The 16,237-nt window shown below is 29.3% G+C and carries 11 protein-coding genes; all 11 read left to right on the top strand.

The window, feature by feature from the left end; all coding sequences use genetic code 11:
• Positions 1-10: 10 nt before the first annotated feature.
• Positions 11-577, top strand: coding sequence for an elongation factor P (efp, locus tag HGB55_RS07975; RefSeq protein WP_168816365.1), 567 nt, complete (start codon positions 11-13; stop codon positions 575-577).
• 7 nt (positions 578-584) lie between these two features.
• A complete protein-coding gene (locus HGB55_RS07970; RefSeq protein WP_168816364.1) occupies positions 585-1,508 on the top strand; it encodes a UDP-3-O-(3-hydroxymyristoyl)glucosamine N-acyltransferase in 924 nt (307 codons plus the stop codon).
• A gap of 76 nt (positions 1,509-1,584) precedes the next feature.
• The gene (gene sucD / locus HGB55_RS07965; protein WP_168816363.1) at positions 1,585-2,457 is read left to right on the top strand and encodes a succinate--CoA ligase subunit alpha; all 873 of its coding nucleotides are present in this window, start codon (positions 1,585-1,587) and stop codon (positions 2,455-2,457) included.
• A 116-nt stretch (positions 2,458-2,573) separates the two neighbouring features.
• Positions 2,574-5,531: a pitrilysin family protein gene (locus HGB55_RS07960; RefSeq protein WP_168816362.1), complete on the top strand. Its 2,958-nt coding sequence runs from the start codon at positions 2,574-2,576 to the stop codon at positions 5,529-5,531.
• Between the two features lie 88 nt (positions 5,532-5,619).
• The gene (fabG, locus tag HGB55_RS07955; protein WP_168816361.1) at positions 5,620-6,366 is read left to right on the top strand and encodes a 3-oxoacyl-[acyl-carrier-protein] reductase; all 747 of its coding nucleotides are present in this window, start codon (positions 5,620-5,622) and stop codon (positions 6,364-6,366) included.
• A 10-nt stretch (positions 6,367-6,376) separates the two neighbouring features.
• Positions 6,377-8,407, top strand: coding sequence for a VWA domain-containing protein (locus HGB55_RS07950; RefSeq protein WP_168816360.1), 2,031 nt, complete (start codon positions 6,377-6,379; stop codon positions 8,405-8,407).
• A gap of 10 nt (positions 8,408-8,417) precedes the next feature.
• Positions 8,418-9,263: a sulfotransferase domain-containing protein gene (locus HGB55_RS07945; protein ID WP_168816359.1), complete on the top strand. Its 846-nt coding sequence runs from the start codon at positions 8,418-8,420 to the stop codon at positions 9,261-9,263.
• 114 nt (positions 9,264-9,377) lie between these two features.
• Positions 9,378-9,764 (top strand): hypothetical protein, encoded by a 387-nt coding sequence (locus HGB55_RS07940; protein ID WP_168816358.1) that lies wholly within the window; start codon positions 9,378-9,380, stop codon positions 9,762-9,764.
• A 74-nt stretch (positions 9,765-9,838) separates the two neighbouring features.
• The gene (locus HGB55_RS07935) at positions 9,839-14,167 is read left to right on the top strand and encodes a CusA/CzcA family heavy metal efflux RND transporter (protein WP_168816357.1); all 4,329 of its coding nucleotides are present in this window, start codon (positions 9,839-9,841) and stop codon (positions 14,165-14,167) included.
• A gap of 4 nt (positions 14,168-14,171) precedes the next feature.
• Positions 14,172-15,305 carry an efflux RND transporter periplasmic adaptor subunit gene (locus HGB55_RS07930; protein WP_168816356.1) on the top strand — a complete coding sequence of 378 codons (1,134 nt, stop codon included), beginning with the start codon at positions 14,172-14,174 and terminating at the stop codon, positions 15,303-15,305.
• 93 nt (positions 15,306-15,398) lie between these two features.
• Positions 15,399-16,229: a prohibitin family protein gene (locus tag HGB55_RS07925; protein WP_168816355.1), complete on the top strand. Its 831-nt coding sequence runs from the start codon at positions 15,399-15,401 to the stop codon at positions 16,227-16,229.
• The last annotated feature ends 8 nt before the right edge of the window (positions 16,230-16,237 follow it).

The raw sequence follows: 16,237 nt of genomic DNA, 5'->3' as shown, positions 1-16,237 counted from the left end.
TAAATTTAATATGGCAACAACATCAGATATAAGAAATGGATTATGTATAAAGCATAATAATGATATTTTTAAAGTAGTAGAATTTTTACATGTTAAGCCGGGTAAAGGTCCTGCTTTTGTTAGAACTAAATTAAAAAGTTTATCATCAGGAAAAGTGTTGGATAATACATTTCCTGCAGGTAGAAAAATAGATGATATTAGAGTTGAAACACAAAAGTTTCAATACTTATATGCAGAAGGAGAGTCATTTCATTTTATGAATACTCAAGATTACAATCAAATAACTTTACAAAAAACGGTATTAGATGCTCCTGACCTTTTAAAAGAAGGAGAAATTGTAACTATAATTATTAATACTGAAGACAATATGCCTTTATCGGTAGACATGCCGGCAAGTGTAGTTTTAGAAATTACACATACTGAGCCTGGGGTAAAAGGCAATACAGCAACTAATGCAACTAAACCTGCAACAGTTGAAACAGGAGCAAGTATCAATGTACCTTTATTTATTAATGAAGGAGATAAAATTAAAATTGATACTGCAAAAGGAGCTTATTTAGAGAGAGTTAAAGAATAAACTGTATATGAAATTTCCACGTAAATATACTTTACAAGAAATTGCAGAGTTAATTGGAGTACCTTTTGTAGGACCTTCCGAATTTCCAGTATTAGGTTTTAATGAAATTCATGTTGTTGAAAATGGAGATATAGTTTTTGTTGATCATCCTAAATATTACGATAAGGCTTTAAATTCAAAAGCAACAGTTGTACTGATTAATAAAGAAGTTAAATGCCCAAAGGATAAAGCTTTATTAATTTCAAAAGATCCATTTACCGATTTTAATAAATTAACCAAATACTTTAATCCGTTTAAAGCATCGAGTTCAGTTGTATCACCCTCAGCTAAAATAGGTGAAGGTACAATTATACAACCAAATGCATTTATAGGAAATAATGTAATTATTGGAAATGATTGTTTGATTCATTCCAATGTGGTTATCTATGATAATTGTGTAATAGGGAATAATGTAACCATACATTCAGGAACTATTTTGGGAGCTGATGCTTTTTACTATAAAAAAAGAAAAGAAGGGTACGATAAACTTTTATCAGGCGGAAGTGTATTAATTGAAGATAATGTTGATATAGGAGCACTTTGTACTATTGATAGAGGAGTTACCGCAAATACAACCATTAAAAAAGGAACCAAAATAGATAATCAGGTACAAGTTGGACATGATACCATAGTTGGTGAAAATTGTTTAATTGCATCACAAACAGGCATTGCCGGATGTGTGGTTATTGAAGATGAGGTTACGCTATGGGGACAAGTAGGAACAAATAGTGGTATTACAATTGGAAAAGGAGCTGTAATTTTAGGACAAACAGGAGTAACAAAATCCATTCAAGGAAATAAAACTTATTTTGGTACTCCAATAGAAGAATCCAGAAAAAAATTAAAAGAAATAGCGGAAATTAAACAACTAATTAAAAATCAAAAAAAATAATTTTTTATTGCACCTTAAGCATATAAAAAATTACATTTGTAATACTATACATTTTATAAATAAAAAATACACTTAAATGAGCGTTTTAGTTAATAAAGATTCAAATATAATTGTCCAAGGATTTACAGGTAGCGAAGGTACTTTTCATGCATCTCAAATGATTGAATACGGAACAAATGTAGTTGGTGGAGTTACACCTGGTAAAGGTGGACAAACACATTTAGATAAACCGGTATTTAATACAGTACAAGAAGCTGTTGATAAAGTTGCTGCAGATACATCTATTATTTTTGTTCCTCCTGCATTTGCTGCTGATGCAATTATGGAATCTGCTGCTGCAGGAATCAAAGTAATTATTTGTATTACTGAAGGAATTCCTGTTGCTGATATGGTTAAAGTAAAGGCTTATATTAAGGATAAAGAGTGTAGATTGGTAGGGCCAAACTGTCCGGGAGTTATTACTCCTGAAGAAGCAAAAGTAGGTATAATGCCAGGTTTTATATTTAAAAAAGGTAGAGTAGGTATTGTATCAAAGTCAGGAACTTTAACTTATGAAGCTGCTGATCAGGTAGTGAAAAAAGGGTATGGAATAACAACTGCTATTGGTATTGGAGGAGATCCAATTATTGGTACAACAACTAAAGATGCTGTAGAATTATTAATGAATGATCCTGAAACTGATTGTATTGTTATGATTGGTGAAATTGGAGGTCAATTAGAAGCTGAAGCTGCTCGTTGGGTAAAAGAAACAGGAAACAAAAAACCTGTTATCGGATTTATAGCAGGGCAAACTGCACCAAAAGGAAGAACTATGGGACATGCAGGTGCTATTGTAGGTGGTAAAGATGATACTGCTCAGGCAAAAATGGCTATTTTAAAAGAAAATGGAATTCATGTTGTTGAATCTCCGGCTAAAATAGGTGATATGGTTGCTGAAGTGTTAAAATAAACACAATTTTAACATAAAATAATAAAATTTATTGTACTTAAAGCCTGCTCTTGGTTATATTTGAAGAACAGGCTTTTTTTATGCGCCTATTTTACCAACTCAAAATTTATTTTACTATGAAAAAAAGCGGTTTTTTATTTTTAATTGCATTTGCTCTTGTAGTTGCAGGATGTAAAAAAACTTCACAATATGCTACAAAAACGCATACTGATGCAAATGGATATACTTATGAAACAGTAGAGAACGATCCTACAGGTTTACGTTTATATACTTTAAAAAACGGAATGAAAGTGTATTTAAGCCAAAACTCGGAAGAACCTAAAATACAAACATTTATTCCGGTAAGAGCTGGTTCCGTTTACGATCCTTCCGATAATACAGGTTTAGCTCATTATTTAGAGCATATGGTATTTAAAGGTACCGATGAAATAGGAACATCCGATTTTGAAAAAGAGCAAACATATTTAAAAGAAATTTCAGATTTGTACGAGAAGCATAAAGCTGAAAAGGATACTGAAAAAAAGAAAGAAATATATAGAAAAATTGATAGTGTTTCTCATGAAGCTTCAACAATAGCAATTGCTAATGAATATGACAAAATGGTTAGCTCTTTAGGAGCAGAAGGTACAAATGCTTGGACTTGGCATGAAGAAACAGTATATGTAAATAAAATTCCTTCTAACGAGTTGGACAAATGGCTTACTTTAGAAAAAGAACGTTTCAGTCAATTAGTTTTACGGTTATTTCATACCGAATTGGAAGCTGTTTACGAAGAATTTAATCGTAGTCAGGATAGCGATTTTAGAAGAGCTAATTTTGCTTTAATGGATGGTTTGTTTCCTAAACATCCATATGGTCAGCAAACAACTATAGGAGTTTCAGAGCATTTAAAAAATCCTTCAATGGAAGCTATCCATAATTATTTTAACACCTATTATGTGCCAAATAACATGGCAGTTATTTTAGTTGGAGACTTGGATTTTGATGAAACTATCCAAAAGGTAGATAATGCATTTGGATCGTTTAAATATAAAGAAGTAATTCATCCTGAAAGACCAAGCGAAGTACCACTTACAAATGTAATTACTAAAGAAGTTAAAGGACCTGAAGCAGCAAGAGTTAATATAGCATTTCGTTCTGAAGGAATAGGCTCTGAACATGAAAAGTATGTTACTTTAATAGATATGATATTGAATAACAGCACAGCCGGATTAATAGATTTAGATTTAAATCAACAACAAAAAGTGCAAAGAGCCGGTTGTTCTACTACTTTTTTAAATGATTACGGAATGCATACATTTTATGGAATACCTAAAAATGATCAATCTTTAGATGAAGTAAAGGATCTTATTTTAGGAGAAATTGAAAAAGTAAAAAAAGGCGAGTTTGAAGATTGGTTGATTGAAGCAGTTATTAACGATTTAAAATTAAATAAAATACGACGTTATGAGTATGCTTCGGCTGTAGCTTATGAATATGTAGATGCTTTTGTTCATTTTCAAGATTGGAAGAGTAGAGTAACTTTTTTAGATGATTTAAAAAAGATAACGAAAGATGATTTGGTAAAATTTGCAAATGAATTTTATAAAGATAATTATGTGGTTGTAAATAAAACACAAGGAAAAGCTGATGATTTTGTGAAAGTTGAAAACCCTAAAATTACGCCTAATGAGTTAAATAGAGATATATCTTCCAATTTTTTAACTGCTTTCAATAAAATTGAATCTCCGGAATTAAAACCAAAATTTGTAGATTATGAAAAAGAAATACAAAAAACCAAAACAGCTAACGGAATTGAAGTTTCTTTTATTGAAAATAAACTAAATGATTTAGCGCAGTTGTATATTATTTTTGATATGGGAAAAGATCATAATAAAAAATTAAGTACAGCTGTTGGATATTTGGAGTATTTAGGAACCGATACCTATTCACCTGATGAACTAAAAAAAGAGTTTTATAAATTAGGAATTGATTATGGAGTTAGTTCTGGTGATGATAAGTCGTACTTATACCTTTCAGGATTAAGAGAAAACTTAGATAAAGGATTAGAATTACTGGAGCATTTATGGGAAAATGCAAAACCGGATCAAGAAACATACGATAAATATGTGCAAAAAATTTCAAAAACCAGAGAAGATACCAAAGCGAATAAAAGTGAAATTATGTGGAATGGTTTAATGAACTATGGTATGTATGGAGAGAATTCAGGATTGAGAAATATATATTCGATTGAAGAATTAAATGAAATTCAGCCCGAAGAATTAACCAATTTGATTAAAAGTCTTAAAAATTACAAACACCGTATTTTTTATTATGGTAAAGATTTAAATCAAGCTATTACCGCATTAGATACTAAACATGCTATTCCTGAAGATTTACTATACTATCCTGAAAAAACTGTATATGCAAATAAAGAAACAGGCGATAATGTGTTTTTTGTAGATTATGATATGGTACAAGCTCAAATGATGTTTTTAGCTAAAGGAGATACTTTTGATCCTGAGAAAATAGCAGCATCAACATTGTTCAATACTTATTTTGGCAGTGGTTTATCGTCAATAGTATTTCAAGAGATAAGAGAATCAAAATCATTGGCCTACTCTGCATTTTCTGCATATTCAAATGCTTCTGAAAAAGAGAAACCAAATTATGTATATGCATATATAGGAACACAAGCAAATAAAATTCCTGAAGCTATAGATGCAATGATGGAATTAATGACCAATATGCCTGAAGCTGAAGAACAATTTAATGCCGCAAAGGCAGCAACACTTAAAAAGTTAGCAGCAGAAAGAGTAACTAAAACAAATATTTTTTGGTCGTATGAAAGATTATTAAAAAGAGGCTTAACAAAAAATAATAACGAAGAAATTTATAATGCAATCAAAGATATGACTATAGATGACTTAAAAGTTTTCTTTGATAATAATATTAAAGGAAATACGTATGATATTCTTGTTATAGGTAATAAAAAGGATGTTGATTTAAATGCATTAAGTAAATTGGGTGATGTTAAGGAATTAGATGTTGATTATCTCTTTAACTACGAAAAACCAGATAAAATAAAACTTTAAATGTATAAAGCACCCTTTTTAGGGTGTTTTTTTTATATGTACTTTTCTTAAATCTATGTATATTTGAATCTTATAAATAATCGAATTAATGAAACTTTTAGAAAATAAAACAGCACTAATTACAGGAGCAACAAGAGGTATAGGAAAAGGAATAGCATTAACTTTTGCAAAACAAGGCGCAAACGTAGCTTTTACATATAGTTCGTCTGTTGAAGCAGCAAAAGAACTGGAAAAAGAATTAGAATCTTATGGAATTAAAGCCAGAGGATATCAATCTAATGCTGCAAATTATGAAGCTGCGCAAGAACTTGCAGCTAATGTATTAAAGGAATTTGGTACTATTGATGTATTAATTAATAATGCCGGAATTACAAAAGATAATTTGTTGATGCGTATTTCTGAAGAAGATTTTGATAGCGTTATCGAAGTTAATTTAAAATCGGTTTTCAATTTAACAAAGGCTGTAATTAGACCAATGATGAAACAGCGTGCAGGTTCTATTATTAATATGAGTTCTGTAGTTGGATTAAAAGGAAATGCCGGACAAGCAAATTATGCAGCATCTAAAGCCGGAATTATAGGTTTTTCAAAATCTGTTGCGTTAGAATTGGGTTCAAGAAATATTAGAAGTAATGTAATTGCACCCGGATTTATAGAAACTGAAATGACTGCAGCTTTACCTGAAGAAACTGTAAAAGAGTGGAGGTCAGGTATACCTTTAAAACGTGGTGGAACACCTGAAGATGTAGCAAATGCATGCGTATTTTTAGCATCAGACATGAGTTCGTATATCACAGGACAAACATTAAGTGTTGACGGAGGAATGTTAACATAAAATTATAATATTGAAAACAGCAACATTGTTATGGATACTATTAGCTGCAACTGTAGCTTTGCTAATTGCTGTATTTCAGTATATTTATAAAAATAAAAATGAAAAAAGCCAATTAAATTATTGGCTTTCATTTTTAAGATTTCTTTCCATTTTTTTAATTCTTTTACTAATTATAAATCCTTCATTTAATAAACAATTGGTAGAAGTTGTTAAACCTAATTTGTTAATTGCTGTAGATAATTCAAATTCAATTAAATATTCATCACAAAATGAATATGTAAATACTATCATTAATAAAATTAAATCTGATACCGAGCTAAATGAAAAATATAACGTTAACTTATATAAGTTCGGAAATACTTTAAGTATTTTAGATTCATTAAATTTTAATGAAACTCAAACCAATATTGCTAAACCTTTTTATGAATTTAATGATATTTATAAGTCAGTCAATAACCCTACAATTATTGTTACAGACGGAAATCAAACAATAGGGAATACAGTTGAATTTATGAATTATAAAAGCCCGGTTTTTCCTATTATAGTTGGAGATACTACAGCCTTTGAAGATTTGTTTATCAGCCAATTAAATGTTAATAAAGATACCTATATAAACAATAAATTTCCTGTAGAGGTTTTTATAAATTATTTGGGCAAAAATTCGATAAAAAAACAATTCAACGTTTATTCAAAAGGAACTAGAATTTATTCAAAACAGTTTGAATTTTCTAAATCGGATAATGTAAAAACAGCATCATTTTATTTAAACGCTACAACAGAAGGAAAGCAGTATTATACTACAACTATTGAAGAACTTTCAAATGAAAAAAATGTTATAAATAACACAAAAAACTTTGGTATAAATGTAATTAAAGAAGAATCAAAAATAGCGATACTTACTTCAATTTCACATCCTGATTTGGGAATGCTAAAAAGATCTATTGAAAGTAATAAACAACGTGCTGTAACAATAAATAAAATCAGTGATTTTAAGGGCAATTATTCAGATTATAAACTAATTATATTGTATCAGCCAACAACAAAATTTCAAAATATTTTTAAAGAAATAAAAGAAAAACAGTTAAATTATTTTATTATAACTGGTTCAAGTACCAATTGGGATTTTTTAAATAAGAACCAGAATTATTTTTCAAAAAATAGTATTACAGAATTAGAAAATTACCAACCTGTTTACAATCCCAATTATGCAGTTTTTTTAAGTGATGATATTGGTTTTTCCGGCTTTGCACCATTACAGGATCAATTTGGAGATGTAGCTTTTACAGTTCCGTATAACTCACTATTATTTCAAAAAATAGGTACTTTTCAAACAGAAAAACCATTATTGGTAACCTTTGAAGATAATAATCAAAAAATAGCTGTTTTATTGGGTGAAAATATATGGAACTGGCGTATGAATAGTTTTAATGAAACTAAAACTTTTGAAAATTTTGATGGATTTCTTTCTAATCTAATTCAATATTTATCGTCAAATCAAAAAAGCAAACAATTAAATGTAGCTGTTAATTCCTTCTTTTATGCTAATGAGGCTGTACAATTTTCAGCGAGTTATTTAGATAAAAATTTTAATTTTGACAATAGGGCAAAGCTATGGTTAACTATTTCCGGTACTGAAAATAATTTTTATAAAAAAATACCTTTTGCAGTTAATCAAAATAGATTTGTAATAGAATTAACAAATATAGAACCGGGAGAATATGAATATACGGTGTCAGTTGAGAATCAAAAAGAAAATACTTCAGGTAAATTTAAAATACTACCTTTTGAAGTTGAGCAACAGTTTGTAAATGCAAATGATAACGATTTGAAACAATTGTCAATTAATACACAAGGTAAAATATATTATAACAATCAAGAAGATCAATTAATCAAAGACTTAGTAAATGATGACAGATTTAAAAATATTCAAAAATCAAAAATTATAAAAACACCATTAATTGATTGGAAATGGCTTTTAGGCTTTGTTGTTTTGTTACTTAGTTTAGAATGGTTTATAAGAAAATATCACGGACAGATTTAAAATAAAAGATATGAATTCAAGTGAAATATTTTTTCATATAGGTGTGGAACGTACCGGTACAAAATATGTTCAAGGAAAAGTATTTCCTTTTTTTAAAAATTTGCACTATATAAATAAAGATAAGTATAAACATTATCAAAAAATTATTGATAAAAAGGCTCATAGTAAATATCTGGTTTCTTTCGAACTTAATTTGAGTCCGCAATTTGAACGAGAAATTAAAAAATTTTCAAAGTTGTATCCTGATACTAAGGTTATTATGGTAATGAGAAAACAACATAGTTGGATTGCTTCTCATTATAAAAGAATTGTTAAAAATGGTAGAAATTTAACTTTTGATCAATTTTTGGATATGAAGAACGACGAGTCGGTTTATAATCGTTCAGATTTGTTGTATTATAATAAATTGATGTTGCTAAATAAATATTTTCATCAAAAGCCATTGATCTTATTTTATGAAGAATTAACCAAAAAACCTTTCAATTTTATTGATAAAGTAGCTCAATATACCAATGTTACTTATAATGAAAGCGATATTGATTTAAATAAAAAACATACTTCTTATAGTTTAAAACAACTAAAAGCAATCCAAAAAACTATGAAATATGTTAATATTGAAAGAAAGAAAATATCAACAAATAAAATCACCAATTTTGGTTATAGGTTATATATAGATGCTATCAGATATTCAGTTATGTACACTGCTAAGCTATTACCTGATAATTGGTTTGATGATAAGCCTTTAATTGATAAAAATACAATTCAAGTAGTTAAAGATTATTATGCTGATGATTGGGAAAAATGCCTCGAATATATTTCTGAAAATAATCTAAATATTGTAGATCAAAATACATAATTTTCATGCTTTTGTAACATTCGTTACCATATTCTAAGGGTTTAAAAAGGTTTTGTTAAAATAATTTAATAAAATTTAACATTTTATAATGTTGATTATTAGTACTTTTAGCCCATGAATAAAGTTTTGGCAACATTTTTATCATTCATTGTACTTATTCAAAGTTTTAACTTTGATGTTTGTGATATTGATAAAATTCCAACTCTTATTGGCCATTTTACTTGTCATATTCAAGCAGGAGATAGTATTTCAGATTTTTTTGAAATGCATTATGGGAGTTTAAAAAAACAGCACGAGGATAAACATAAAGAACATGAAAAATTGCCTTTTAAGCATCAACAATTAGATACGCATTTCCAATTAGTTTTTATAATCTGTGGAAATAACAATTATCCTAATAAATATACAGAGTTTATTAATGCAAAAAATAACTTTGCATACAAAGAGCCTTCAACTCATCTTTTTACAAATAGCTTTTTTCAACCGCCTAAACAAGCATAATTTAATTTACTGATTTTTAATTTTAATGTCAATTATTTGATATTGAATATTATACACTACTAATTAATTAAATTATGTTACAAAAAATTATTAAAGTAAGTATAAGCAATAAGCTTATCATTTTGTTAATGACGGCAGCCATTTTTGGATTTGGTTTGTTTTCATTAACCCAAATTCCAATAGGAGCTGTGCCTGATATAACCAATAATCAAGTGCAGGTTATAACAACTTCAAGAAATCTTTCAACACAAGATGTTGAGCAATTTATTACCTACCCTGTAGAATTGGAAATGGCTAATTTACCGGGAGTTAAAGAAATACGTTCTGTTTCAAAATTCGGTTTATCTGTAGTTACTATCGTATTTGATGATGCTTTAGGTACCTATTTACCGCGTCAATTAATTGCTGAAAAAATAAAAACTGCTGCAGAAAAAATACCGGAAGGATTTGGCGCGCCTGAAATGGGACCAATAACCACAGGTTTGGGCGAAATTTATCAATACATATTAGATACAAAACCGGGATTTAAAGATAAATATTCGCCAATGGAATTACGTACTATGCAAGATTGGATAGTAAAACGACAATTATCTGGTATTCCCGGAGTTGTTGAAGTAAATACGTGGGGCGGTTATTTAAAGCAGTACGAAGTTGCTTTGAATCCGGAGAAATTAAAATCAATGGAAATTACACATACCCAAATTTTAGATGCAATTCAAAAAAATAACAGTGTTGCAGGTGGCGGTTATATTGAGAAAACTAACGAAAGTTATTTTGTGCGGGGAGAAGGTATGATTAAATCCATTGAAGATATTGAAAATATAGTTGTAAAAAACGTTGAAGGAGTTCCTGTTTTAATTAAAGATGTAGCCGATGTAAATTATGGGTATGCTAATCGTTTTGGAGCTATTACAGGAAATGGAGAAGGTGAAAAAGTATTAGGACAAGTAATGATGCTTAAAGATGGAGATTCTAACAAAGTTATTGAAGCTGTTAAACAACGTGTAGCCGAAATTCAAAAAACATTACCGGAAGGAGTTTATATAAACGGATTTTTAGAAAGAAGTGAACTGATAGGTAAAACTACATTTACAATTGCCGAAAACCTTATTTTAGGTATTCTTATTGTAATTTTTGTTGTGATTTTACTTTTAGGAAGCTTTAGATCAGGTTTAGTTGTTGCTTCTGTTATTCCATTAACATTGCTTTTTACATTGTCTATGATGTATGTGTTTGGAATTGATGCCAATTTAATGAGTTTAGGAGCCATAGATTTTGGTATTATTATAGACGGAGCAGTTATTATTGTAGAATATATTGCCTATAAAATTACCAGCAATAGAGAAGAGTTGATGCTACTTTCAAAAGAAGACAGGCAAGATAGTATTGATGAGATTACCTATAAAAGCAGCTCTAAAATGATGATTTCAGCTGTATTTGGACAACTTATTATTTTAATTGTATTTATTCCAATATTATCTTTAAGCGGTGTTGAAGGTAAAATGTTTAGGCCAATGGCTATGGCATTTAGTTTTGCCTTAATTGGAGCCATGTTTTTATGTTTTACATACGTTCCGGTAGTATCTTCTATATTTTTAAAGCCCGAAAAAGTTACAAAAGATAATATTTCAAAACGCTTGATGGCATTTTTTTATAAGATGTACGAACCGGTTATAAGATGGGCGTTGTATCATAAAAAAGCTGTAATTGGTTTAGCAATGGTTTTATTGATAGCTTCCGGCTTATTATTTACAAGAATGGGAGGTGAGTTTATTCCTACATTAGATGAAGGAGATTTTGTGATTCAGCCAGTTTTAAAAACAGGAACTTCACTTACTAAAACTACCGAAATAACTACGCAAATTGAACAAATTTTACTTCAAAATTTCCCTGAAGTAGATCAGGTAGTTTCGCGTATTGGAGCTGCCGAAGTTCCTACCGATCCAATGTCTATGGAAGAAAGTGATGTAATTATTAAACTTAAACCAAAAGGCGAGTGGGTATCAGCAAAATCTAAAGATGAATTGGCTGATAAATTCAAAGAAAAACTATCCGTAATACCAGGTATAGATTTTGAATTTACGCAACCTATTGAAATGCGTTTTAATGAGTTAATAACAGGTGTTAGAGCCGATGTTGCCATAAAAGTTTATGGCGAAAACCTAGAAATTTTAGCTTCAAAAGCCGATGAAATTAAACGTAAAATTGCCAATGTAGAAGGTGCTTCTGACATTATTGTTGAAAAAGTTGATGGTTTACCTCAAATGACTGTTACTTACAATAGAAAAAAAGTGGCTCGTTACGGTTTAGATATTGAAAGTTTAAATAAAGTGATTTCAATGGCATTTGCCGGGCATACTTTAGGAAATGTTTTTGAAGGTGAAAAAAGATTCGATTTAGTTGTGAGATTACAATCCGATTATCGAAAAAATATAGAAAATTTAAGAAATTTATATGTTGATACGCCAAATGGTGATAAAATTCCTTTACACGAGTTGGCATCTATAGATTATACAAAAGGTCCTGCTAAAATTTCAAGAGATGATACCAAAAGACGTATTGTTATAGGTATTAATGTTAGAAACAGAGATATGCAGTCGGTTGTTACCGATGTTCAAAATATTATAGATACACAAGTTAAATTACCTGTAGGATATACTGTAACTTATGGAGGACAATTTGAAAATTTAAACAGTGCTAAAGCACGCTTAAAAATTGCAGTTCCAATTGCGTTATTGTTAATATTTATAATGTTACACTTCGCTTTCAGATCAATGAAAGAAGCCTTAATGGTGTATTCGGCAATTCCATTATCAGCCGTAGGAGGTATATTATTTTTATGGTTAAGAGGTTTACCTTTCAGTATTTCGGCAGGAGTCGGATTTATAGCACTGTTTGGTATAGCTGTTTTAAACGGTATTGTACTTATAGAACATTTAAAATCGTTAAAAGAACAAGGTATGGATAATGTATATGAAAGAATTTTGAGAGGGACAAAAGAACGTTTGCGCCCCGTTATTTTGACAGCAGCAGCAGCAGCTTTAGGGTTTTTACCTATGGCTATTTCAACCAATGCCGGAGCTGAAGTTCAAAGACCTTTAGCAACTGTTGTAATTGGAGGTTTAGTTACTTCAACAATTTTAACATTAGTTGTTTTACCTGTTTTGTATGCAATTTTTGACACAAAAGAAATAAAACCTAAAAGAAAAAAGAAGTTTAAGTCTGCAACAATACTATTGTTATTGTTAGCACCTCTTTTTAGTTTTTCTCAAGAAAAAGTTATTTCATTAGAAGAAGCAATTTCTATTGCTACAGAGAATAATAAACAATTGAATATTAAAAAACTTGAGTTTAATAAAAGTGAAAAATTGGTGAATAGTGCTTTTGAGATGGATAAAACCAAACTGTATTATACATACGACAAAACCAATTTAGGAGTTGATGGCGATCCTTACAAAACCTATGGAATAGATCAAACAATTGAGTTTCCTACTGTATATTTTGCAAAGAAAAAAGCTACTAAAATTGATGCTGATCTGTCTGACATAGAGTACACAATAGCAAAGGATAATCTAATCAAAAATGTTTCAAGAGCATACTATAAAATTGTGTACTTAAATCAAAAACTAAAACATTTAATGTATGTTGATAGTTTGTATGGTAATTTTTCAAAAGCAGCTAAACGAAAGTTTGAATTAGGAGAGTCTAACTATTTGGAAATGATAACTTCACAGTCTAAATATAAACAGTATTCTGCTCAGTTAAATCAGCTGAAAAATGATATTAATATAGCTTATGAGGAGCTTAATTTACTACTTCAAGTAGATGATAAAATTAAAATTTCTCAGGCAGATTTAATTAAAGTAACTGTTGTTAAAATTGATTTAAAAAACCATTTAATAAACGAATATTATACCAAAAATACCAACTTGTTTAAAGCTAAGAAAAATGTAATTACGCAACAATTATTACCCGATTTGCAATTCAATTATTTTAACAGTAAAAGTGATAAATCGGATGTTTCAATTGACAGCTATCAGGCGGGTATTTCAATTCCGTTATTTTTTGTTGGAAAATCATCAAAAATAGCAGCTGCTAAAATAGATATGGATATTGCCAATGAAATGGCTTATGATGTTAATTTAAAATTGCAATCAAAATATAATAGCTTGCATGAAGAATTAAAAAAATGTGAATCGCAATTAAACTATTATTATGAAAGTGGAGAGCATTTGGCTTCAGAAATTTTAAAAACCGCTACAAGAGGTTATAGCAGTGGTGAAATTGATTTTTTCCAATACATTCAAAGTATAGAAACTTCAAATCAAATAAATATCAGCTATTTAAATTATTTGAACGATTATAACCAAATAGCTTTAGAAATAAATTATTTAAACTTATAAAAAAATGAAAAATTACATATATAAAATCATATCCTTGATTTCAATTATAACTTTAACAATCTCTTGTGGTTCAAAAGCGGAAGAAAATAAAGTTGATTTAGTAAAAACGAACAATGATTTGGTTGAAATTACTAAAAACCAATTTGATAATTCAAAAATGGAATTAGGAGAAATTTCGCTTCAAAATTTTGCAGAAAGTATTAAAACAAACGGTTATATTGATGTTCCTCCTGCAAATAAAGCTGAAGTTAGTGCTTTTATGGAAGGTTATGTAAAAAAATCGCCCTTACTTATTGGTGATAAAGTTTATAAAGGGCAATTACTTTTAACTATTGAAAATCCTGATTTTATTGAAATTCAACAAAATTATTTAGAAGTATCGGAACAGTTAACATATTTAAAATCAGAGTATGAACGTCAAAAAACATTGTTTGAAGAAAAAATCACTTCTCAAAAAAACTATTTAAAGGCTGAAAGTGATTATAAAAGTGCTAAAGCTTTATATAATGGATTAGAACAAAAGTTAAGATTGCTAAATATAAATCCGTTAAGTGTAAAGGCAGGTAAAATAACATCAGTAATTCCAATTTATGCGCCTATAAGCGGGGTTGTTGCTACGGTTTATACAACTGTTGGAAAATTTATGAATACATCGGATGTTTTAATGGAAATTATTAATGATGATCATAAACATTTGGAATTAGTTGTATTTGAAAAAGATGCCTTAAAAATTAAAGAAGAACAAGCTATAAATTTTAAAATACCGGAGTCTTCTTCAACTTTATATCAGGCAAAAGTTCATTTAATTGGAAAATCAATTGATAAAAACAGAACTGTTAAAGTTCATGGGCATATGGAAGAAGATAACGAACCTTTTTTAGTTGGAATGTTTGTTGAAGCGGAGATTATTACGGGTTCTGAACAAAAATATGCATTACCATCAAGTGCAGTTTTAGAAGAAAATGAAAATTACTTTATTTTGGCTTTAAATGATAAAAATGATGATTTATTCAAGTTTGATAAAACACAAGTTGAGATTGGTTTAAAAAATGAAAATTGGGTTGAAATTATTAACGGTGATACTGTTTTAAAAGATAAACAAATACTAATTAAAGGAGCTTTTTTGCCTTTAGAGTAAAATAATATAGGTATAACATATTAAATTGTGAGTCAAAACTGAGTTTTATGAACTCAGTTTTGTATTTTTGATAAATTATAAAAATTAACAAAAATGAGCAACGGACAATTACAATTACCAAAAACTTTAATACCGCTAATAATAGTTGGAATTATAGCACTTGTATTTTTATCAAAATCAGCAGTAACCATAGGATCAGGAGAAGCGGGAGTTTTATATAGAACTTTTGGAGGAGGTGTTGTAACTGATGAACAACCTTTAGGAGAAGGTTTTCATATAGTAGCTCCTTGGAATAAGGTGTTTGTATACAATGTTAGACAACAAGAGTTATTAGAAAAATCAATGTCAGTTTTATCTTCTAACGGTCTTGAAATTAAATTAGATGCTTCTGTTTTATATCAGCCTACAGCGTCAACAATTGGATTATTACACCAAACTAAAGGGACTGACTATCTTAATAGTGTAATAGTGCCTGCTGTTAGATCAGCAACAAGAAGTGTAGTTGGTAGATATACGCCAGAGCAATTATACTCCACAAAAAGAGATGCTATACAGGCCGAAATTTATGAAGAAACTAAAAAAATTGTGGAGCCACAATTTATTCAGTTAAATGCAATTTTGGTTAGAGATGTAACTTTACCTCCTACAATTAAAGATGCAATTGAACGAAAATTAAAGCAAGAACAAGAATCTTTAGAGTATGAATTTAGATTGGTAACTGCTGAAAAAGAAGCACAAAAGCAAATTATTGAGGCGCAAGGTAAAGCAGATGCGAATAAAATATTAAGTGCATCATTAACCGATAAAATTTTACAGGATAAAGGTATTGAGGCAACAATTAAATTATCTGAATCATCTAATAGTAAAGTAGTTATTATTGGATCCGGAAAAGATGGAATGCCTATTATTTTAGGAAATCAATAAATTAGAAC

Source organism: Lutibacter sp. B1, assembly GCF_012524075.1.
GTDB lineage: Bacteria > Bacteroidota > Bacteroidia > Flavobacteriales > Flavobacteriaceae > Lutibacter.
Note: the sequence above shows the minus strand (reverse complement) of the source record. Positions and strands in the feature narration are given on the sequence as shown.